General features: G+C 57.5%; 22 protein-coding genes. 11 read left to right on the forward strand and 11 right to left on the reverse strand.

The window, feature by feature from the left end:
- Positions 1-232, forward strand: a 232-nt coding sequence (locus tag AC1DIS_RS21420) for a malate:quinone oxidoreductase (protein ID WP_477781069.1), incomplete at its 5' end; no start/stop codon positions are given.
- Positions 233-324: 92 nt separating this feature from the next.
- Here the strand turns inward: AC1DIS_RS21420 and AC1DIS_RS21425 are convergent.
- The 3 genes from AC1DIS_RS21425 to AC1DIS_RS21435 are packed head-to-tail and all read right to left on the reverse strand — an operon-like array spanning position 325 to position 2,197.
- Positions 325-585 carry a hypothetical protein gene (locus tag AC1DIS_RS21425; protein WP_477744406.1) on the reverse strand — a complete coding sequence of 87 codons (261 nt, stop codon included), beginning with the start codon at positions 583-585 and terminating at the stop codon, positions 325-327.
- Positions 582-974: a T6SS effector amidase Tae4 family protein gene (locus AC1DIS_RS21430; protein WP_477744407.1), complete on the reverse strand. Its 393-nt coding sequence runs from the start codon at positions 972-974 to the stop codon at positions 582-584. Before AC1DIS_RS21430 ends, AC1DIS_RS21425 begins: the two co-directional genes overlap by 4 nt.
- A complete protein-coding gene (locus AC1DIS_RS21435) occupies positions 941-2,197 on the reverse strand; it encodes a hypothetical protein (protein WP_477744408.1) in 1,257 nt (418 codons plus the stop codon). Before AC1DIS_RS21435 ends, AC1DIS_RS21430 begins: the two co-directional genes overlap by 34 nt.
- A gap of 531 nt (positions 2,198-2,728) precedes the next feature.
- Here AC1DIS_RS21435 and AC1DIS_RS21440 point away from each other — a divergent pair.
- Positions 2,729-3,193, forward strand: coding sequence for a hypothetical protein (locus tag AC1DIS_RS21440; protein ID WP_018928165.1), 465 nt, complete (start codon positions 2,729-2,731; stop codon positions 3,191-3,193).
- The gene (locus AC1DIS_RS21445; protein ID WP_018928164.1) at positions 3,180-4,073 is read left to right on the forward strand and encodes a tyrosinase family protein; all 894 of its coding nucleotides are present in this window, start codon (positions 3,180-3,182) and stop codon (positions 4,071-4,073) included. The genes AC1DIS_RS21440 and AC1DIS_RS21445 overlap by 14 nt, the downstream gene beginning before the upstream one ends.
- Before the next feature lie 6 nt (positions 4,074-4,079).
- Here the strand turns inward: AC1DIS_RS21445 and AC1DIS_RS21450 are convergent, their stop codons facing one another.
- Entirely contained in the window at positions 4,080-4,973 is an 894-nt protein-coding gene (locus AC1DIS_RS21450; protein WP_477744409.1) for a LysR substrate-binding domain-containing protein, read from the reverse strand.
- A gap of 108 nt (positions 4,974-5,081) precedes the next feature.
- Here AC1DIS_RS21450 and AC1DIS_RS21455 point away from each other — a divergent pair, with 108 nt between their 5' ends.
- Both AC1DIS_RS21455 and AC1DIS_RS21460 read left to right on the forward strand, forming a co-directional pair.
- Positions 5,082-5,456 carry a tautomerase family protein gene (locus AC1DIS_RS21455; RefSeq protein ID WP_064616942.1) on the forward strand — a complete coding sequence of 125 codons (375 nt, stop codon included), beginning with the start codon at positions 5,082-5,084 and terminating at the stop codon, positions 5,454-5,456.
- A gap of 105 nt (positions 5,457-5,561) precedes the next feature.
- A complete protein-coding gene (locus AC1DIS_RS21460; protein WP_018928161.1) occupies positions 5,562-5,891 on the forward strand; it encodes a DHCW motif cupin fold protein in 330 nt (109 codons plus the stop codon).
- 310 nt (positions 5,892-6,201) lie between these two features.
- Here the strand turns inward: AC1DIS_RS21460 and AC1DIS_RS21465 are convergent, their stop codons facing one another.
- Both AC1DIS_RS21465 and katG read right to left on the reverse strand, forming a co-directional pair.
- Positions 6,202-6,633 (reverse strand): hypothetical protein, encoded by a 432-nt coding sequence (locus AC1DIS_RS21465; RefSeq protein ID WP_256597089.1) that lies wholly within the window; start codon positions 6,631-6,633, stop codon positions 6,202-6,204.
- Positions 6,634-6,887: 254 nt separating this feature from the next.
- A complete protein-coding gene (gene katG, locus AC1DIS_RS21470) occupies positions 6,888-9,185 on the reverse strand; it encodes a catalase/peroxidase HPI (protein WP_477781070.1) in 2,298 nt (765 codons plus the stop codon).
- A gap of 386 nt (positions 9,186-9,571) precedes the next feature.
- Here katG and AC1DIS_RS21475 point away from each other — a divergent pair, with 386 nt between their 5' ends.
- Positions 9,572-10,051: a GNAT family N-acetyltransferase gene (locus AC1DIS_RS21475; protein ID WP_064616944.1), complete on the forward strand. Its 480-nt coding sequence runs from the start codon at positions 9,572-9,574 to the stop codon at positions 10,049-10,051.
- 61 nt (positions 10,052-10,112) lie between these two features.
- On the opposite strand, the gene AC1DIS_RS21480 is transcribed toward AC1DIS_RS21475, so the two are convergent.
- Positions 10,113-10,685, reverse strand: coding sequence for a hypothetical protein (locus tag AC1DIS_RS21480; RefSeq protein ID WP_477744411.1), 573 nt, complete (start codon positions 10,683-10,685; stop codon positions 10,113-10,115).
- Positions 10,686-10,908: 223 nt separating this feature from the next.
- Between AC1DIS_RS21480 and AC1DIS_RS21485 the strand changes: the two genes are divergently transcribed.
- Entirely contained in the window at positions 10,909-11,280 is a 372-nt protein-coding gene (locus AC1DIS_RS21485; protein ID WP_477744412.1) for a hypothetical protein, read from the forward strand.
- A gap of 3 nt (positions 11,281-11,283) precedes the next feature.
- Positions 11,284-11,466, forward strand: a complete 183-nt coding sequence (locus tag AC1DIS_RS21490; protein WP_081626539.1) for a DUF1289 domain-containing protein — start codon at positions 11,284-11,286, stop codon at positions 11,464-11,466.
- A 7-nt stretch (positions 11,467-11,473) separates the two neighbouring features.
- Here the strand turns inward: AC1DIS_RS21490 and AC1DIS_RS21495 are convergent, their stop codons facing one another.
- Entirely contained in the window at positions 11,474-12,367 is an 894-nt protein-coding gene (locus tag AC1DIS_RS21495) for a LysR family transcriptional regulator (protein ID WP_111453768.1), read from the reverse strand.
- Positions 12,368-12,495: 128 nt separating this feature from the next.
- Here AC1DIS_RS21495 and AC1DIS_RS21500 point away from each other — a divergent pair, with 128 nt between their 5' ends.
- Positions 12,496-13,917 (forward strand): MFS transporter, encoded by a 1,422-nt coding sequence (locus AC1DIS_RS21500; RefSeq protein ID WP_477744451.1) that lies wholly within the window; start codon positions 12,496-12,498, stop codon positions 13,915-13,917.
- Positions 13,918-14,191: 274 nt separating this feature from the next.
- Here AC1DIS_RS21500 and tcuC read toward each other — a convergent pair whose 3' ends face one another.
- Entirely contained in the window at positions 14,192-15,493 is a 1,302-nt protein-coding gene (gene tcuC / locus AC1DIS_RS21505; RefSeq protein WP_477744413.1) for a tricarballylate/proton symporter TcuC, read from the reverse strand.
- A 212-nt stretch (positions 15,494-15,705) separates the two neighbouring features.
- On the opposite strand from tcuC, the gene AC1DIS_RS21510 reads away from it, so the two are divergent.
- Positions 15,706-16,689, forward strand: coding sequence for an FAD:protein FMN transferase (locus AC1DIS_RS21510; protein ID WP_477744414.1), 984 nt, complete (start codon positions 15,706-15,708; stop codon positions 16,687-16,689).
- Positions 16,690-16,896: 207 nt separating this feature from the next.
- Positions 16,897-18,291 (forward strand): Si-specific NAD(P)(+) transhydrogenase, encoded by a 1,395-nt coding sequence (gene sthA / locus AC1DIS_RS21515; RefSeq protein WP_007935284.1) that lies wholly within the window; start codon positions 16,897-16,899, stop codon positions 18,289-18,291.
- Positions 18,292-18,333: 42 nt separating this feature from the next.
- On the opposite strand, the gene AC1DIS_RS21520 is transcribed toward sthA, so the two are convergent.
- On the reverse strand, positions 18,334-19,056 hold the full coding sequence (locus AC1DIS_RS21520) for a glycerophosphodiester phosphodiesterase (protein WP_018928152.1): 723 nt from the start codon (positions 19,054-19,056) through the stop codon (positions 18,334-18,336).
- A 13-nt stretch (positions 19,057-19,069) separates the two neighbouring features.
- Positions 19,070-19,651, reverse strand: coding sequence for a PilZ domain-containing protein (locus tag AC1DIS_RS21525; protein WP_028939700.1), 582 nt, complete (start codon positions 19,649-19,651; stop codon positions 19,070-19,072).
- Positions 19,652-19,711 lie beyond the last annotated feature (60 nt).

Genomic DNA, 19,711 nt, shown 5'->3' on the forward strand with positions numbered 1-19,711 from the left:
GGACAAGGTTGCCACCCCAGCCTGGCAGGAAAAACTGCACCAGATCGTGCCTAGCTACGGCACTCAGCTGAACAACAGCCCTGAGAAAGTGGCTCAAGAGTGGGCTTACACCGCCAAGGTGTTGGAGCTGACTCCGCCGCCGGTGATTGGTCAGGTGGCGGCTCCGGCTGCTGCTCCGGCTGCTCCGGCTAAGGCGCCGAAGGCCAATGCTGCGACGGATATGGCTCTGTAACTAGAAGCCCTGTCAAAAGCCCACTGAACCGGTGACGGTCAGTGGGCTTTTTTGTGGGCGAAAGATCAAAAGATCGCAGCCTTCGGTAGCTCCTACGTGTTCGTGGTGTTCGTGGTGTTCGTGGTGTTCGCGTGTCGCAGATATCGCCGATACAAAACGACACCCATGACAACCGAAAGCAACCCAACCCCCGCATTACCCAAAAGCCAAATTGCAAAGTTCCGACTTTGGTCTGCCTCACTCTCGTAGAACGGCCCAAAGTAGCCAGACACTGTCACGAATATCAAGTTAAACGCTCCAATGGCCAGGGCAACAATAAGAATGACGAACAATGCCCCTTTAACAATTTTCATATGACCTTCCAAAACCATATTTCCTTCGACTCGTGGTAGTCGGAGAAGCTGCCCTCAATGGAGAACCCCAACTGAATACGAGGGTAGCTCATCCAGTCCGTTAATCTACGCCCGTTCCATAGATCGATATGATCGCCGCTGCGATTGCCGAAGGTCTCGTTGCCTCGGCGCCAGAAATCCTTGAAGAAAATGATGCCTTGTTGCCCTTCAAGATCATCTTCGAAGTCCTTTGGCTTTATCTTTTTGATGGCGTGTAGCCCGGGTATTTTGGCTTGGCTTAACGCCTGCGCGATTTCTTCTGCTGCCGTCCCGACGCGACTGTATATCCGGTACGTGAAGTAGCATTGCCAGTCGCTCACCGTAACTTTGCCTTTGCCTTCTTCAAACATTCATCCATTGCTCTTTCTTGCACTGCTAATATCTTGTTTTGAGGTTGATAGAGTCCCGACACGGTTGTATATCCGGTACGTGATGCGGCATTGTCAGTCGCTCCCTGTAACTTTTCTTTTTCCTTCTTCAAACATTCATCCAATGCTCTTTCTTGCTCTGCCGATACATCGATTTGAGGTTGATGGTTTTCCGGGGTGGCTATATATCCACTGCTGTCATCATTGGGCTCATCGTTTTTAATGGTCCCATCCTTCAAGCGCTCCGATGAACTAGCTATTTCGCTTGAATTACTATCGTCTTTCTTGTTTTCAGTCGCAGCCTGGCTTGAGTTCTGACTGACAGTGTTGTCACTCGATGTCACGGTGTTTGCGGTGGGTGTATCACTAGCTTTATTAGATTTCAGAGGGTGGGCGGCGGGAGCGGAGACGGTGTCTAATTTAACTGTTGGCTTGTTTTTTTTCGTCGACTTATTGCTATTTTTTTGCGTTTTCTTGGCCATTGAAAAAGCAGAGTTTAGTTCTTTTTTGTTCTTGTGGATAAGACTGTCAATCGGCACGTAGCTAATAATTTGGTTGGGTTTTCTTTTGATATTTGAATTATAAAATTTCACTTGCTTCTGCGTTAGCTGGATGTCGGCAACAGGCGACAATCGAATGAGGCCAGAAATCGCCTCGCGAGCAATAGCATATGTCAGTTGATCAAGGCTGTAAAAAAAGCTATTGCTGGTTTTTGGTATGGCAGAGGGGGGCGCTATTAATTCAATGGCACTGTCATGCCTGGAGAGTGTTTTTCCTGCCGCTAAATCTTTATATGTGTAAACAACATTGCATTTCGATCGAGTCCCACCTCGGGCGTTGCTTATAGATACTGAAGATATTTCTGTACTTATTTCAATGCGGCCGCTGTAATGTCCAAATTCGATAAAGCGATCACTGTTATGAATTTCTTTCTGGGTCGCATTCTTGATGGAGTTTCCCCAGTTTGAAATTTGTAATTCACCTGAAAAGTTGTTGTCTGTATCTGCATTTTCTTTGGTTTTTATTTCTGCAGGAAGCACAATAACATCTACATTGTATGCAAGGTCATAATAGTCAATATCAGGAACAATGCTCTTGTTTCTTTCGCTTGAGACTTCTGAATAATTTCTTATGTTGGCACAACTCGTCACTCCGAAAAAGCTAAAAGCCAGCACGAGTAAGGCAGTTATTTTTTTTGTCGACATGTTACCCTCCCGTAATTATTGATCAAGGGCTTGCGTTGTCGTTGACGCATAATAATGATTGGGCCGAATTCGGCGATAACGAAATAATAGAAGCCTCTAGATAACTCTGCGCTACCAATTCCGACTTTTTTAAAAGTCTATATAAATCATAGGCCTATATTTCACGCCCAATCCCTCAGCTGTAATCGCGCGACTTCTGTTTTTTGACGTCAATATACTGTTGGGTCAGATTGATCCGCAGGAGTAGGTGAGGTTCAGGACGGTATCTACGGTTACTAGCTGCCTGTGCTCAACCAGTTCAGGCATATAACCGGGAGCCATGAAGTCGAGGCTCCACCCTGGTCTTTCGGATCATTCTTTCCTGGCAAGGGATCAGAGGACTGGCAGCCGTGTTCAAACTGAATGTCCGCCCCCCAGGAGAGATGCATCCGGTCCCATTATTCTGGCTTCAACAGCATGTCTACCCATCACCAACTACACTTTCTCCAGCCAGTCCGGGCAATCGTCCGGGGGCACACTCCAGGAGGAATCATGACAAGGAAAAATGTCTCCAGCCCTGAACCCTCAGCTACCGAAGCCAACGTGCTGTTGAGCCCGCCCGACATAGCTGCTCTCGCCGAGATATCCATCACTGATCCTGACAAAATGCACCCTGCGTGGATCAAGGAGCAGTTTCCCGAGTACGTGGACCCGCATGCAGGCCATGAGGCCAGGACGGTTCGCGAGATTAATCACAAAGGGCACGTTGTCCGGATCGTGACCACCTACCAGGTGGAGGTGGATGGGGCCCCGGTCCAGGCGCATCTGTTTGTGGACGATGCTGGACAGGTCCATACGCACGCCACTCCATTCGTTTCTTACGGATCGGCTCTCGATTTGATGACAGCGGTGATCGATGCCTATCCCGAGTCTTTCGCCAAGGGCAATGGCGACGGGGGAGAGCACTCCGACCATCCCGTTCACCATGATCACGGAGCACATCATGATCAGGTCTAATGCTGTCAAAGATCTCGCGGCGCTTCAGAAATACGTCGAAGGGGTGAAGCTGCTCAAGGACCCTGCGCTGAATCCCTGGCCTGGGCAGGCCAATCTCTCGATTTATGACTCCTTGGTGGCCTGGCACCACCGGGCCATGATGATTTCAACGCCTGCGGGGCAGATGGCCAGGAATGCTGCGCATGGAGGCCCATCATTTTTACCGTGGCATCGCTACTTTCTAGTGCGGCTGGAATCGTTGCTTCGCAAAGCGGTAAATGACCCACACTTTCGAATTCCATATTGGGACTGGAACACTGACGCGGAACTTCAGGACCCCAGGACATCAGTCATCTGGTCGAATCAGTACCTTGGACAGTTCGTGGACGGGAAGTGGCGGGTACGACTGATGGGTGATGGCCGCACCATGGAACTGGGCCGGGTAAACCGCCCCCTGGTGCGTTATCTGGGGGGAGGTGGGGCGCTGCCCAGCCGAGCCAATGTACGCAAGGTCATCCAGGAAAATACCCTGTATGACAAAGTGCCCTACGACGCGGCGCAATCCACCGGTGGTGCGCGCAACTACATCGAGGGATGGACTGGCAAAGAACGCATTCACAACAACGTCCATGTGTGGGTCGGCGGTGACATGGGGTTGTCGTCTTCGCCAAACGACCCGGTGTTTTTTCTGCATCATTGCAATGTCGACCGGCTCTGGGCGGCATGGCAAGCGAAGCATCCCGCCGCCGCTTACGTACCTGACGCAGCGGCTCCCGATACGCTCAAGTTCCATCGGATCGATGACCCGATGTACAGCCCTTTTCCGGAAAAGGTGACGCCTCGAGATGTTCTGAATTACAGCCAGTACTACAAGTACGACACTTTGAGCGACCTGCTTTAGGCAGCATCAAGCGGGGGAGCCTCTAGTCATACTGAACGCCTGCTCTTGCAGACTCGTTTGTATCAAAGCAGCCAATTGTCGGGGGGCAGGCGCCAAGTGTTCTGCCCCTCGATAAAGCACATAGCCGAGGGTCGGCAGCGGGGGTAGACCGGCAATCACGGCGAGATGCCCTGGCAGACCAATGCGGGTTCGCAACGTGAGGCCCAAACCGGCCGCAACGGCCGCCCAGATTCCACCAACGCTGGGGCTGGTCAGCGCGATTCGCCAGGGAATCCGCGCCTCATCCAGTGCCTGGGTGGCCGCGCTGCGCAACACGCAAGGGGCGTCGAACATGATCAATGGCAGGGGGGAATCGACAGAGCGGTTGATGGGGGGCGAGTCACGAGGCCCGATCCAGTGCATCTGCGTTTCACCCAGGTGCGTGGCGTAGGGGGACTTGTGCCCTGTGTCCCAAGACAGGGCCAGGTCCAGGCCGCCGCTGTCGATCAATGCAAGCAGTTCGGCATTGCGCGCGATCCTGACTTCGAGGCTCACCATCGGGTACATCTTGACGTAGCGTCGCAGAATGTCGCTGAGAAAGTGTTCGCCAAAGTCTTCCTGAAGCCCCAGGCGTACCGTGGCGGCGGTCTGGCTTTCGTGCAGGGTCTGGAAAATGCTGTCGTTCAGTTCAAGCAGTCGGCGGGCGTGGCTGAGCAGGGTTTCACCCACCGGCGTCAACACCAGCCCTCGACCGGATTTGGCCAGCACAGGCGAGCCTACCTGTTCCTCGAGTTTCTTGAGTTGCGCGCTCACGGCAGATGTCGAGCGATTGAGTCGATCCGCCGCTTTGGCAAAGCTGTTGAACTCCACGCCAGTCACAAAAGTGCGAAGCACATCAAGATCGAAGGTCGGACGGCGCATCGAATCATCCATTAATTCGGGACTAAGGCCGCTATTAAATCTGATATTCGGAATGATCGCGACTTGATAGTTTTCCCCTGTCAGTTGGATTTTCAGGAGTAGGTCTTAATGCCATTTGCACGTATTTCACTGCACCGGGGAAAGTCTGCCGAGTATTTACAGGCCCTCTCACAAGGGCTGCACGACGCCTTGGTAGAAAGCTTCGAAGTGCCGATGGCTGATCGATTCCAGGTCATTCACCAACATGAAACGGGCGAGCTGATCTTTGATCCCGACTACCTGGGCGGTCCTCGTAGTGATGACTTTGTGCTGATCGCGATTACTGCCGGTCGCCCTCGAGACATCGAGACGAAACAGCGTTTTTATCGCAACCTGGTCGAGAAACTGGGCCGAGCGCCGGGCATCGATTCTGAGGACGTGATGGTGGTGATTACCACGACCGCGGCAGATGAGTGGTCGTTTGGTGGCGGGCGGGGCAACTAGTTTTTGCTCTCAAGCCTGTATTCCGTAAATGTGGGCTATCTGTGTCTATCGGCAGCGTGGTCCGGTTGATAGGGTCCGTATTCACTTCAAGTTGATGAGGCAATAATGGACCTTACCGCCATCCCCTTTGGGACTACCGATTGGTCGAAGATTGAACCGGTCGAACATGCCGGCCAGACGGGCATGGCCTATTGGCGGACCTGCCAGTTTGGTTCAACGCGTGTGCGGATGGTTGAATACAGCCCCGGATATCTGGCCGATCACTGGTGCTGGAGAGGTCATATCCTGTTGTGCCTGGAAGGCGAGCTACACACAGAACTGGAAGATGGCCGCCAGTTCACACTGACTGCCGGAATGAGCTATCAGGTGGGCAACGATGCCGAGGGGCACCGCTCGTTTACCACCAGCGGTGCGAAGTTGTTCATTGTGGATTGATGCGTCGGATCTGATCCGTATTTTTCTTGGCTATCTGCATCTGTAATGGGATCAGCCTGCGGCTCACAATGACGGCACGGTCAGCAGTGGCGGTAACCGCTGCACCGCAAACTCATAGCGTAGGAGGCCCCATGGGCAAGATGGCAATTTTCCTGGGTGGATTTCTGGTGTTGACCATTTTGATTGGTGCGCTGGCTACGATTTCTCCCGTTTAGTCTCGTCCTGCGATCAGCAAAAAGCACAACGCCTCCACACTGGGAGGCGTTGGTTTTCTTCGGACAAGCTGATGGCAGGGGGGGCCAAGACCGCCTCAACGAATATGCTTGGAATAGGCCGCTTTAAGTGCCTCGGATACAAGGGCAATCAGTATCGGGGTAGAGCTGGACTGCATGTCTCTGCCGATGTCAGTTCGCCGTTCCAGCACTTTGCCAGCGTATTTGGATGCCTGGCCTTCAGACGCGAGTGATAACAGCTCTTCTTCAGTAAAAGACTTCTCATAAGCCGCAGCAAGATTTTGATTCCATTTCGGCTGGTACTGCGGAAGTAGCGCGTCAATTTCGCTCGATACGGCACTGTGTGCTTTTTCACTTCCTAACTTTTCAATGAGCATCGCAAAGGTTTGGGTTTTCTTTGCCGCCAACAGTGCCAGTGTTGGCAGGCTGTCACCCACATGGGTTTGAGCAACAAAAGCGAGCGCTGTCTTATGCGCAAGTACTTCAGCCGCGACCGTGGTGGACAACACGATGGGCGCTACGAATGCGACCGCGACACAAAAAGACCTCATCAATTGATCTGGCTCCTTCGGTTCGCCACGTCGGTGATGCGCTACTGAGAACCCTAGTCGGGAAATACCTATATCGCTAGTGATTCGGTTCCACTTTGGCTTGAGCCAGGGCGACGTTGATGGCGTGACAGCCGTCGTGTACCCAGACTTGAAAAGCCCACTGAACCAGTAACGGTCAGTGGGCTTTTTTCACGCTGGATTGAGCGCCAGCATCACCTCAGATCAAACCGATCCAGATTCATCACCTTGACCCAGGCTGCCACGAAGTCTTTCACAAACTTCTCCTTAGCGTCGTTGCTGGCATAAACCTCAGCCAACGCCCTCAGCTGTGCATTCGAGCCAAACACCAGATCAACACGTGTTCCCGTCCATTTGAGGTCGCCGGTTTTGCGATCACGTCCTTCAAATTCCTCGTTGGCTTCCGACACCGGTTTCCATTCCACGCCCATGTCGAGCAGGTTTTTGAAGAAGTCGTTGGTCAACGCTCCCGGTTGCTTCGTGAACACGCCGTGTTGGGTTTGGCCGACGTTGGTGTTCAGCACGCGCAGGCCACCAATGAGTACGGTCATTTCCGGCGCGGTGAGGGTCAGCAGTTGGGCCTTGTCGATCAGCAGGGCCTCGGCCGGTACGCTGTAGCGGGTTTTGAGGTAGTTGCGGAAGCCATCGGCGGCGGGTTCGAGGTAGCCGAAGGATTCAACGTCCGTTTGCTCTTGCGAGGTGTCCATGCGTCCCGGTGTGAAAGGCACCGTGATGGTATGGCCGGCATTTTTTGCCGCTTGTTCGACGCCGGCACAACCGGCCAGCACGATCAGGTCGGCCAGGGAGATTTTCTTGCCGCCGGTTTGCGYGCTATTGAACTCGTTCTGGATGCTTTCGAGTTTCGCCAGCACACTCGCCAGTTGCTCAGGCTGGTTGACCTGCCAGGATTTCTGCGGGGCCAGACGCAGGCGTCCGCCGTTGGCGCCGCCACGTTTGTCGGAGCCGCGGAAGGTGGAAGCCGCTGCCCAGGCGGTCGACACCAGTTGCGAGACGGTCAGGCCGCTGGCCAGGAGCTTGCCTTTGAGAGCGGCGATGTCGCTGTCGTTGACCAAGGCATGGTCGACCGGTGGTATCGGGTCTTGCCACAGGAGTACTTCGTTGGGCATTTCCGGGCCGAGGTAGCGGGAGAGGGGGCCCATGTCGCGGTGGATCAGTTTGAACCAGGCGCGGGCGAAGGCGTCGGCCAACTGGTCCGGATTGGCGAGGAAGCGCCGCGAAATCGGTTCATAGATCGGGTCGAATCGCAGTGACAGATCCGTGGTCAGCATGGTCGGATTACGCCGCTTGGACGGGTCGTGAGCATCCGGAATGATGCCCGCGCCGGCACCGCCTTTCGCCGTCCACTGGTTGGCGCCCGCCGGGCTCTTGGTCAGTTCCCACTCGAAGCCGAACAGGTTTTCCAGGTAGTTGTTGCTCCATTTGGTGGGCGTGGTGGTCCAGGTCACTTCCAGGCCGCTGGTGATGGTGTCGCCGCCTTTGCCGCTGCCGAATTTGCTCTTCCAGCCCAGGCCCTGTTGTTCAAGGCCAGCGGCTTCGGGCTCGGGACCGACGTTGTCGGCAGGGCCGGCGCCGTGGGTTTTGCCGAAAGCGTGGCCGCCAGCGATCAGCGCCACGGTTTCTTCATCATTCATTGCCATGCGCCCGAAGGTTTCGCGGATATCTATCGCCGCAGCGACCGGGTCCGGGTTGCCTTCCGGGCCTTCGGGGTTGACGTAGATCAGGCCCATTTGCACGGCGGCGAGCGGGTTCTCCAGGTTGCGTTCGCCCTCGGTGCGGCTGTCCTCATTTTTCCCCGGCTCAGCGACGAGAGGACCTTCGCCGGGTTCTTGCATGGGTTCTTTTTTGTCTTTTTCGTAGCGGGTGTCACCTGCCAGCCACTTGTTTTCGGAGCCCCAGTAGACKGCCTCATCCGGTTCCCAGACGTCTGGCCGGCCGCCGGAAAAGCCAAAGGTCTTGAAGCCCATCGACTCCAGTGCAACGTTGCCGGTGAGGACGATCAGGTCAGCCCAGGAGATGTTGCGACCGTACTTTTGCTTGATCGGCCAAAGCAGCCGGCGCGCCTTGTCGAGGCTGACGTTGTCCGGCCAACTGTTGAGCGGGGCGAAGCGCTGCTGACCGGAGCCGGCACCCCCACGACCGTCACCGACGCGGTACGTGCCGGCGGCGTGCCAGGCCATGCGAATAAACAGTGGCCCATAGTGACCGAAGTCCGCAGGCCACCAGTCTTGTGAATCAGTCATCAGTGCATGCAGGTCTTGCTTGACCGCCGCAAAATCCAGTTTTTTGAACGCTTCGGCGTAGTCGTAACCCTCGTCCGTGGGGTCGGACAGCCGCGAGTTCTGGTGCAGGATCTTCAGATTCAGTTGGTTCGGCCACCAATCGCGGTTCGTCGTGCCACCGCCAGCGGCGGCGTGATTGAACGGGCATTTCGATTCATTTGCCATGTGTGCGCTACCTTTGGTCGTGTTCATCCGGCTATCCGGCCCGGGGTTGGGCACGCAATAGCGACGAGCGGAATCAATGACATAGGCTGCAGCCGTGCGATCAATTGATCGTCGTGGTCACACGGGAAATCCGGATAGCGGCAATCGAGTTGCCAGCACGGTGGCCCACGGCAAGCCTAGTACGTTTCCTGACTCATTCGTATCTCTTCTCAGGTCTCAACCGGCCGGCTGATGCCAGCGCTCCAGTAAGGGTAGACGCCTATAAAGCAGTCAGCTAATAGGGGGAGTATTGGGAGGTGATAGGGATAGTCTTTTATCTGAGCCGTCGAGATGGAGTCGCTGTTACGCGTTTCTTTTATCCAGCGCCGGCAAAACGTAATCTGTCGCATCGACCTTTGGATGGAACCAAACCAATGCTGCTAACCCACCGCCCCGTCAGTGCTGAAGACGTGTTGACGATTTGCGACTTTCCTCAAACGCCCCAAGAGCTTTTTTTCATGTTCCCGAAGGCACAGTACCCGCTGACGGAGGCTCAGCTGCTTGCATCGATAGCTCAACGCTCGGACTCAACGGTGGTTGAAGGGGATAATGCTGTTGTCGGTTTTGCTAACTTTTATTCGTTTGAGCGCGATGGCGTTTGCTCAATCGGCAATGTGATCGTTTCGCCCAAGGCTCGGGGGAAAGGTGTCGCGCGGTTTTTGGTGGAAACGATGGTGGGGCTGGCGTTTGAACGTCATCGGGCAAGCGAGGTGCAGCTTTCGTGTTTCAACGAGAACACGGCGGGGCTGCTTTTGTATCCGCAGCTCGGGTTTGTGCCGTTTGGGGTTGAGGAGCGGGTGTCGCAGGATGGGCGCCGTGTCGCGCTGATACACATGCGAAAGACAAGCAAGTAGGACGATGGGAGGGACGGATCAAAATCGATCCGTCCTTTTTCGTAGTGAAGCCTGGTGAGACTTAGTTCTGTTTGTAGGTTCGCATGGTGAATGCTTTTCCTGCTGGGTCGTTGGCTTCAAGCGTTATCTCATCGTCCTTGATCGACAGGATTCGTGCTTCATCGGATGCGCCGGCCGCGTAAGCGTCGCTCAAGTTTGGCATGGACGGCCCAACCAACTTGGCAACCAGTGACGGTGGGATGGATTTGCCATCAATTACATACGACATGGGAATCGTCTTCATGTCAGCCAGGGTGAACGAAAGCAGGCTGGAGTCGGCCGTCCAACTACCAGCGCCGTTTACGTTGTACTCAAAACGGTAAGGTTTGGCTTCAACAGTTCCGTCAACGATGACGGTGCCATTGACGTTGTATCGTCCATTGCGGAAGTACTCAGTGATGCCCTTGAATTCAAACGAGCCGTTGGTGATCGGATAGGTGTAATCAGTTTTCCAACGACCGACGAAGCGCGGGTTGGTTGGGTTGGCGTCATGCAGCGTAGGGTAAATCGTTACAACGCTGGACAGAACCGCAACCACACTCCCGAAGATGAGCCAGGCTTTAAGTGATGCATTCTTTAGAACAGTGAAACTCATTGCGATGGATTCCATTCGATTGGTTAGTCATGTATGCGAACGTGCCTCATGTCCTTTGAGGAAAGCAGGAGCGGCAGATATCACACTCCGGTGTATCGGCCGTTCTGAGGGAAAAATCAACTTCGCATTCGTTCCGTGTCTCGTTTAAGGAACGAGCCGAAAAGGCGAGTGAGGTCACGTATGATGGGCCTTTTTCGTTGACCGCCACCCAAGGATCCACCCGATGTCTTTAAGCAAACGCGATCAGGCACACATCGAACGTCGCCTGGTCGCCACTCTGACCGAGGCGTGCGAAACAGCCAAAGCGGAAATAGTCGGGTTTTGCTGGTTGACCCACGAAATCGATTACGACGCCTTTCCATCCAGCCTGCGAGTGATCTGGGTCTTCGATACGCAGGCCCATAAGGATCAGGCGCTGGCGAGCGGGCAGGGCGAGCGCATGGTCGAACTGACGGCCGTAGCATTAAATGAAGCGGACGTTCTCGTCAGCCCGGTCGAGGCCCATGTGCAGTTTGATTCTGAAGAGCAATGTCAGCGCGCCAATGGCGGCAACTGGCAGCAACGCCTGGCGCCCAAGCGCTCGACGCGAGGTTGAGCCGTGGCCAAGGATATCGAAAATCCGTGTATTTCCGTTTGCCAGCTCAGTGGTGAACTGTGTGTCAGTTGTGGTCGCACCAAGGACGACATCAGAAAGTGGAAACGCATGAAGCGCCCGGAAAAAATGGCGGCGGCGCAGCGGGCGAGTGTGCGGTTGAAGGGGCTTCAGAAAAGGAAGGGTTGAGGGTTCCTCAGGGCCGCGCACAAACCTCTCGAACACATTCACGCAGCCACCGATGCGCCGAATCGGCATCCATCCGCGGATGCCAGAGCATCGAAATGGTGATCGGCGGCAGCTCGAACGGCAGATCGAAACTGTGCAGGCCGGTGCGCAGGTTTTGGGTATGTCGGGCAGGCACGGTGGCGATCAGGTCCGAGGCGCGAGCCAGCGCCAGGGCGGCCGAGAAACCGCCGACGACGGTGATGATTTCCCGCTGCAGTCCCAGCGCTTCCAACGCTTCATCCATCGGCCCCTTATCGACCCCGCGCCGTGAGACCAGGATGTGCCGGCCAGTGGCATAACGGGAGGCAGTGATCTCGCCCTCGCTCAGCGGATGCCCCGTGCGAACGACGCCCACGAAACGATCCTCGAACAATGCCCGGGTGCGCACTTCCGGGCTGGTCGTACCGCCGACCACACCGGTTTCCAGATCAACGGAGCCGTCGCGAAGTGCGGCGCTGTCCTTGCTCAGCTTCTGCACAAAGTGCAAACGCACGCCGGGGGCTTCCTCACTGGCGCGGGCGATCAGCGCCGGGCCGAAGTTTTCCACGAAGCCGTCACTGGTGCGCAGCGTGAATGTTCGAACCAGTTGCTTGAGGTCGAGCTGTTCGGCGGGGCGCAAAACCGCTTCGGCGTCTTGCACCAATCGACTGACGTGTTCGCGCAATTCAAGCGCTCGTGGCGTCGGCACCAGGCCGCGTCCGGCCCGGACCAGCAGCGGGTCGCCTGTCGTTTCGCGCAACCGCGCCAGCGCTCGGCTCATGGCCGACGGGCTCAGGCGCAGTCGTTGGGCGGCGCGGGCGACACTGCCTTCGGCGAGCAGCACGTCCAGGGTAATCAGCAGATTGAGATCGGGAGTGGTCATGCCGCAACGTTAGCACGGCGCGGGGCTGACATGGCGTCAAACGCATCTATCAAGTGCAAATGCTGCGCCTTCCGCCTTGTCACGCACGGGCATACGCTGCTGCTCTACCTTTCAGACGTGGCCAGACAATGAAATCCATCACTCAATCAGGTTCGGTGCGCTGGGCGCTTGCGAGTCTTTCGCTGTCGATGTTGATGCCTTCACTCGACACCAGCATCGCCAATGCGGGATTGCCGACGTTGGCCGAGGCGTTCGATGCTTCCTTCCAACACGTGCAGTGGATTGTTCTGGCGTATCTGCTGGCGATCACCACGCTGATCGTCAGCGTCGGACGGCTCGGCGACATGCTCGGCCGTCGGCGTTTGCTACTGGTGGGCATCGCCATTTTTACCCTGTCATCGCTGGTCTGCGGTGTCGCGCCGTCGCTTGGGTGGCTGGTCGGCGCCCGGGCGGTGCAGGGGCTTGGGGCGGCGATCATGCTGGCGCTGACCGTGGCGTTTGTCGGTGAGACGGTGCCGAAAGCGCAGACCGGCAGCGCCATGGGGTTGCTCGGAACGATGTCGGCGATCGGCACCACGCTGGGGCCGTCGCTCGGTGGGATGTTGATTGCCAGCGTTGGCTGGCAGGCGATTTTTCTGATCAACATACCGTTGGGTGTGCTGAACATCTGGCTCGCATATCGCTATTTGCCGGCGGATGTTCAGCGGGCGAAAGCAGGGCGGGTGGGGTTCGACAAGGCCGGCACGTTGCTGCTGGCGCTGACGCTCGCGGCGTACGCGCTGGCCATGACGATTGGGCACGGTGAATTTGGACCGCTCAATATCGCGCTGCTGCTGGCGGCTGTTTTCGGTGTTGGGCTTTTCATCTTCGTCGAGGCCACGGTCGCATCGCCATTGATCACATTAGCGCTGTTCCGCCAACAGGGATTGAGCGCCAGCCTGGCCATGAGCGCGCTCGTTTCGACGGTGATGATGGCGACGCTGGTGGTCGGGCCGTTTTATCTCTCGGGTGCGCTTGGCCTCGGCACGGCACTTGTCGGTTTCGCCTTGTCGGTCGGCCCGTTGGTGGCTGCATTGACCGGCGTGCCGGCCGGTCGCCTGGTGGACCGTTTTGGCACTCGGCGCATGACCCGTCTCGGGCTCGCGGCAATGGCGCTCGGCGCGAGTGCTTTATCAATGATGCCAGCGGGGTTCGGCCTCCTCGGTTACCTCGCGCCCATCGCGGTGATCACGGCCGGCTACGCGTTGTTTCAGGCGGCCAACAACACCGCGATCATGACTGACATCCGCCCGGACCAGCGCGGCGTGATTTCCGGCATGCTCAGCCTGTCACGCAATCTCGGCCTGATCACTGGAGCTTCGGTGATGGGCGCGGTGTTTGCGCTTGCTTCGGCGACGACAGACATCACCAGCGCGTCTCCCGCGGCCGTCGCCAGCGGCATGCGGATAACGTTTGCCGTCGCCGTGGCACTGATCATCCTGGCCCTTGCCGTGGCCCTGTTTCCACGGGCTTCAGACTGCTGCACTGTGTGCAGCAATGAACTGCAGTGAGCCTATATTGTTCATCTAAAATCGAATACCGATACTGCCTGAACATCGCGCAGTCGACGCTCATGGCGTTCAAGACATGGCTGGAGGCCAGATTTGCAGAGGGRCCGCCTTGGCTGCATGTGGACCGAAGCGAACTAAAACCTATGGGGCACGCCGATTAAATGTGGGAGCGGGCTTGCTCGCGAAGGCGGTGTGTCAGGCAACATCAGTGTTTACTGACACTCCCTCTTCGCGAACAAGCCCGCTCCAGGTTCTGCACCTGACTGCGTTCCTTTTAGTGAGCGCCTCTGATGACAGCCGCTTGCGCCGTGCGCAACGCATGCCGATTGCCACGGAACAACACCAGTGTCGCGATCAACCCCAGCACCGCCGCGCCACTGAGCCAGATCCCCGGCGCTGCCTTGTTGTCCAGCACGTGGATCAGGTACGTACAGGCCGCCGGGGTGAAACCACCGAATGTTGCGGTCGCCAGGCTGTAGGCCAAGGAGAAACCGGTCGTGCGCACTTCCACCGGCATGATCTCGGTCAGGGCCACCACCATGGCGCCGTTGTACGAGCCATACAGGAACGACAACCACAATTCGACAATCAGCAAATGGCTGAAGCTGGGGTTCGCCACCAGCCACGACAGCGCCGGATAAGCCGTGAGAATCGCCAGAATCGTCGCGCCCAGCAGCAGAGGTTTGCGGCCGATCTTGTCGGAAAGCGCGCCCATCACCGGCAGCCAGAAGAAGTTCGACAGGCCGATGCACACCGTCACCAGCAACGCATCCAGATCCGACAGATGCAGCTCGGCTTTGCCGAAGGTCGGGGTGTAGGCGGTGATCAGGTAGAACGACACCGTGGTCATCACCACCAGCGCCATGCCGGCGAGGACGATGCCGAAGTTCTGACCGATCGAGCGGACGATGTCCCGCAGGGTAGGGCGGTGTTTGCGTGCCTGGAATTCCGGGGTTTCTTCCAGCGAACGGCGGATCACGAAGATCGCCGGCACGATCATGCAGCCGATCAGGAACGGCACGCGCCAGCCCCACTCACCCATTTGGTCGGGGCTCAGCCAGTGGTTCAAACCCACGCCGAGCAGGCCGGCGAATACCACCGCGGCTTGCTGGCTGGCGGACTGCCAACTGACGAAGAAGCCTTTGCGACCCGGTGTGGAAATTTCGGCGAGGTACACCGACACACCACCCAGTTCCACGCCTGCTGAAAAGCCCTGCAACAGACGACCGAACAATACGATCAGCGGCGCCGCGACGCCCAGCGTGGCATAACCCGGCACACCGGCAATCAGCACCGTGCCGGCGGCCATCAACGCCAGTGTGATGATCAGGCCTTTGCGGCGGCCGTGGCGGTCGATGTAGGCACCGAGGAAAATCGCCCCCAGCGGACGCATCAGGAAACCGGCCCCGAAAGTGGCCAGAGACAGCATCAGGGAAGCAAACGCGCTATCGGCGGGAAAGAAGGTTTTGGCAATGGCCGTGGCGTAAAAGCCGTAGACCATGAAGTCGAACATTTCGAGAAAGTTACCGCTGACAACGCGAAAAATCGCTTTGCCTTTGCTCGTATTGGAAGACATGTGTAGGTACTCACTCTGGTCGATCTTGTTTGAAAGCGCTGCACCTATGTGGCGAGGGAGCTTGCTCCCGTTCGATTGCGCAGCAATCGTAAAACCGGTCACCGCTATCGCGAGCAGGCTCGCTCCCATGCGCTCTGAAGCCCATAATGGCGGGCGCGGTTTTGAGGGGAGATGAAGATTTGTTAACTGGACGGTGGGGAGGGCTTGTGGTAATGGTCGGGATTTTGTCCGGTTGTGGCAACGGCGACAGCCTGGAACGCTTCGACGGCCCGACCATGGGCAGCAGCTATTCGATCCAATACGTGCGCCATGCCGGTCTTCCCGCACCGGCGGAAGTCCGCGTCCAGGTCGAAAAAATACTCTCTGATGTCGATCGGCAAATGTCGACCTATCGCAGTGACTCCGACATCGAACGCTTCAATAACCTGCCCGCCAACCACTGCCAGACAATGCCTGCGCCGATCCTCGAATTGGTCCGCGTCGGCGAGCGCTTGTCTTTGCAAAGTGACGGCTCCTACGACCTGACGGTGGAACCGCTGCTCAACCTCTGGGGATTTGGCCCGCAGGCGCGTGAGGAAAAAGTCCCGAGCGCCGAAGCACTGGCCGAGGTGCAGCAGCGTGTCGGTCATAATCACCTGCGCATCGAAGGTGACCAGTTGTGCAAGGATGCCGCGGTCGAGGTCGACTTCAACAGCATCGCTGCCGGTTACGCGGTCGACACGATTGCCGCCGAACTCGAAGCGCTGGGCATCCACGACTACCTCGCTGAAGCCACCGGCGAACTCAAGGCCGTCGGTAAAAAACTCGACGGCTCACCGTGGCGCATCGCCCTGGAAGAACCCCGTGATGATCAGCGAGTGGCCGAGCGTGTCATCGCCGTCGACGGCTACGGCGTGTCCACCTCCGGTGATTACCGTAACTATTTCGAGCAGGGTGGCCGGCGCTATTCCCACACCTTCGATGCCCGCACCGGAACACCGGTCCTACACACCCTGGCGTCAGTCACGGTGATTCATCCTTCAGCGTTGATGGCCGATGGCTTATCGACGCTGTTGCTGATTCTTGGCCCTGAACGGGGTTGGGACTATGCCCAAACGCATGACATTGCTGCATTCTTTGTGATTCGTGCCGATACAGGTTTTGTCACACGCACCAATCAGGCTTTTGAGCGCCTGGCCGGTGAGAAAACCGAGTGATTGCGGCTGCAAAAGCATTTTTCGGTGGCTTTGTAGCGCAGGCAAAACTAGCCTACGACGCGACCAAGGGTTAATGTGCGCGGCGTTGACGCTTCTATAGACTGTGTCCGGGTTCTGCACTGGCCCCAAATTGTTCCTTCACGCCGCCGATCGGCGTGATTTAGCCGCGGGCGCCTAAGGTGCCGCGGCCTGTTCTGAGGAGTACGCATGGCTGTCTACAACTACGATGTGGTGGTGTTGGGTTCCGGCCCGGCGGGAGAAGGCGCGGCAATGAACGCCGCCAAGGCAGGGCGCAAGGTGGCGATGGTCGATAGCCGTCGCCAGGTCGGCGGCAACTGCACCCACCTGGGCACCATCCCGTCCAAGGCCTTGCGTCACTCGGTCCGGCAGATCATGCAGTTCAACACCAACCCGATGTTCCGGGCCATTGGTGAGCCGCGTTGGTTCTCGTTCCCGGACGTGTTGAAAAGCGCTGAAAAAGTCATCTCCAAACAAGTCGCCTCGCGCACCGGCTACTACGCCCGTAACCGCGTCGACGTGTTCTTCGGCACCGGCAGCTTCGCCGACGAGCAAACCATCGAAGTCGTCTGCGCCAACGGCGTGGTCGAAAAACTGGTGGCCAAGCACATCATCATCGCCACCGGTTCGCGTCCTTATCGCCCGGCGGACATCGATTTCCATCACCCGCGTATCTACGATAGCGACACCATCCTCAGCCTCGGCCACACCCCGCGTAAACTCATCGTTTACGGCGCCGGCGTGATCGGCTGCGAATACGCCTCGATCTTCAGTGGTCTGGGTGTATTGGTTGAGCTGGTGGACAACCGTGGTCAGTTGCTGAGCTTCCTCGACTCGGAAATTTCCCAGGCCCTGAGTTACCACTTCAGCAACAACAACATCACGGTTCGCCACAACGAAGACTACGACCGCGTCGAAGGCGTGGACAACGGCGTGATCCTGCACCTCAAGTCCGGCAAGAAGATCAAGGCCGACGCCTTGCTCTGGTGCAACGGCCGTACCGGCAACACCGATCAGCTGGGTCTGGAAAACATCGGCGTGAAGGTCAACAGCCGTGGCCAGATCGAAGTCGACGAGAACTACCGCACCTGCGTGCCGAACATTTATGGCGCCGGTGACGTGATCGGCTGGCCGAGCCTGGCCAGTGCCGCCCATGACCAGGGGCGTTCGGCCGCTGGCAGCATCGTCGACAACGGCAGCTGGCGTTTCGTCAATGACGTGCCGACCGGCATCTACACGATTCCGGAGATCAGCTCGATCGGCAAGAACGAGCAGGAGCTGACTCAGGCCAAGGTGCCGTATGAAGTGGGCAAGGCATTCTTCAAGAGCATGGCGCGTGCGCAGATCGCCGGCGAACCGCAAGGCATGCTGAAAATCCTGTTCCACCGCGAGACGCTGGAAGTGCTGGGCGTTCACTGCTTCGGTTATCAGGCATCGGAGATCGTGCACATCGGTCAGGCGATCATGAACCAGCCGGGCGAGCAGAACACCCTGAAGTACTTCGTCAACACGACGTTCAACTACCCGACCATGGCCGAAGCCTATCGGGTAGCGGCGTACGATGGCCTCAACCGGCTTTTTTGAGTGGCTCCGGCCGGTGGCCTGAGCCGGCCGGGGAGACCGATTTCAGCAATTCTCGAGCGTGGCGCTGGCCAAACCGGGAAAGTCTGTAATCAGGCTGTCAACGCCGAAGTCGGCGAGCCTGCGCATCAGCGCGGGCTCGTTGACTGTCCACACCGACACATGCAGCCCCTGACGCTGCGCCTTCTGCAGGCGTTCCGGCGTACACAGGGTCCAGTTCAGCGCCAGCATCTCACAGCCATAGTTTTGCGCGACCTTCAACGGGTCGAGCCAGGCGTACTCGGCCACCAGTCCGCGAGACACGTCCGGCACCAGGTCCAGCGCGGCTTTCAACACTTCGCGTGAACTCGAGGTAATCGTGACCTTGTCCCGTATGCCGAAACGCTGGGCCATTTCGCGAATCGCCAGCACGGTGGTTGCGGCACGGGTGCGTGAAGCGCTTTTGACTTCCAGCTGCCAGTGCTCGAAATCGCATTTTTCGAACAACTCTTCCAGCGTCGGGATCGGGCAGGGTTTGATCCAGCCCGGGCCGCCCTTGCGCGCGTCGTAGGTCACCAGTTCCGCAGCCGTGTGTTCGGCCACTTTGCCGCGGCGGTCTGTGGTGCGTTTGAGGGTCGGGTCGTGGATCACCATCAACTCGCCGTCCTTGGACAGGTGCAGGTCCAGTTCGCAGCGGCGCACGCCGTGCTTGAGGCATTGCTGAAAGCTGGTCAGGGTGTTTTCCGGTGCTTCGCCCTTGGCGCCGCGATGGCCGTAGATGAGAGTCACGGTTCTTCCTTAATTAATGGCCGTTTTCGTTTTGTTCGCGCGCCAGGCGTCGTTCTTGTGCCTGTCGCTGCAAGATGTAGCGGGCCAGCAGTTGTCGCTGGGCATCGGACAGGTATTCGAATTCGGTGCCGACGTCGTAGCCGCCACCCTTGCGGTCGCAATGGGTGACGCGGGCCCGCAGTAACAGGCCGAGGGCTTGTGGCATCAGCACCAGCTTGACCGACAGGTGCGCGCCGACGGCAATGGGCGTCGGATGCTGAAAGTCGATGCCGCCTTCGGAGATGATCACCGGCTGCGGTTCGCCGATCTGTCCGAGCACGGTCAGGGCGACCACCTGGCTCAGCAGATCGATGCGTTTGTTCTGTGATTTGAGGAACGCGGCGATGGCTCGGTCGCGTTCGTTGATCTGGCGCAACAGGTGTTGCGACTCGAATTCGCTCAGGTGCAGTTCGCTGAGCAGGTTGAATAGCGGGGAAGCATCCTGCAACACTTCCTGGCCTGCTGCTTCGGGAGCAGACAGGGGCCGAATTTCCAGTGCGATCGTGTCCTCGATACGGTAGTATTCGCGGCGATCTTCTTCATCTAATGTCGACATGGCGAACCCATGGTAGCGGCGGTGGTCTGAGTGTAAAGCTGGTTATCGACCCCCGCCACA

The organism is Pseudomonas sp. 05N433, from assembly GCF_056396925.1.

Excerpts from the sequence above, each read along its gene's own strand:
- AC1DIS_RS21460 (WP_018928161.1), top strand. The coding sequence starts at position 5,562 with ATGGACCTTACCGCCATCCCCTTTGGGACTACCGATTGGTCGAAGATT.
- AC1DIS_RS21525 (WP_028939700.1), bottom strand. The coding sequence starts at position 19,651 with ATGTCGACATTAGATGAAGAAGATCGCCGCGAATACTACCGTATCGAG.
- AC1DIS_RS21425 (WP_477744406.1), bottom strand. The coding sequence starts at position 585 with ATGAAAATTGTTAAAGGGGCATTGTTCGTCATTCTTATTGTTGCCCTG.
- AC1DIS_RS21510 (WP_477744414.1), top strand. The coding sequence starts at position 15,706 with ATGGTCGGGATTTTGTCCGGTTGTGGCAACGGCGACAGCCTGGAACGC.
- AC1DIS_RS21440 (WP_018928165.1), top strand. The coding sequence starts at position 2,729 with ATGACAAGGAAAAATGTCTCCAGCCCTGAACCCTCAGCTACCGAAGCC.
- AC1DIS_RS21450 (WP_477744409.1), bottom strand. The coding sequence starts at position 4,973 with ATGCGCCGTCCGACCTTCGATCTTGATGTGCTTCGCACTTTTGTGACT.
- AC1DIS_RS21430 (WP_477744407.1), bottom strand. The coding sequence starts at position 974 with ATGTTTGAAGAAGGCAAAGGCAAAGTTACGGTGAGCGACTGGCAATGC.
- AC1DIS_RS21495 (WP_111453768.1), bottom strand. The coding sequence starts at position 12,367 with ATGACCACTCCCGATCTCAATCTGCTGATTACCCTGGACGTGCTGCTC.
- AC1DIS_RS21445 (WP_018928164.1), top strand. The coding sequence starts at position 3,180 with ATGATCAGGTCTAATGCTGTCAAAGATCTCGCGGCGCTTCAGAAATAC.
- AC1DIS_RS21485 (WP_477744412.1), top strand. The coding sequence starts at position 10,909 with ATGTCTTTAAGCAAACGCGATCAGGCACACATCGAACGTCGCCTGGTC.
- AC1DIS_RS21455 (WP_064616942.1), top strand. The coding sequence starts at position 5,082 with ATGCCATTTGCACGTATTTCACTGCACCGGGGAAAGTCTGCCGAGTAT.
- AC1DIS_RS21435 (WP_477744408.1), bottom strand. The coding sequence starts at position 2,197 with ATGTCGACAAAAAAAATAACTGCCTTACTCGTGCTGGCTTTTAGCTTT.
- AC1DIS_RS21500 (WP_477744451.1), top strand. The coding sequence starts at position 12,496 with ATGAAATCCATCACTCAATCAGGTTCGGTGCGCTGGGCGCTTGCGAGT.
- tcuC (WP_477744413.1), bottom strand. The coding sequence starts at position 15,493 with ATGTCTTCCAATACGAGCAAAGGCAAAGCGATTTTTCGCGTTGTCAGC.
- AC1DIS_RS21475 (WP_064616944.1), top strand. The coding sequence starts at position 9,572 with ATGCTGCTAACCCACCGCCCCGTCAGTGCTGAAGACGTGTTGACGATT.
- AC1DIS_RS21480 (WP_477744411.1), bottom strand. The coding sequence starts at position 10,685 with ATGAGTTTCACTGTTCTAAAGAATGCATCACTTAAAGCCTGGCTCATC.
- sthA (WP_007935284.1), top strand. The coding sequence starts at position 16,897 with ATGGCTGTCTACAACTACGATGTGGTGGTGTTGGGTTCCGGCCCGGCG.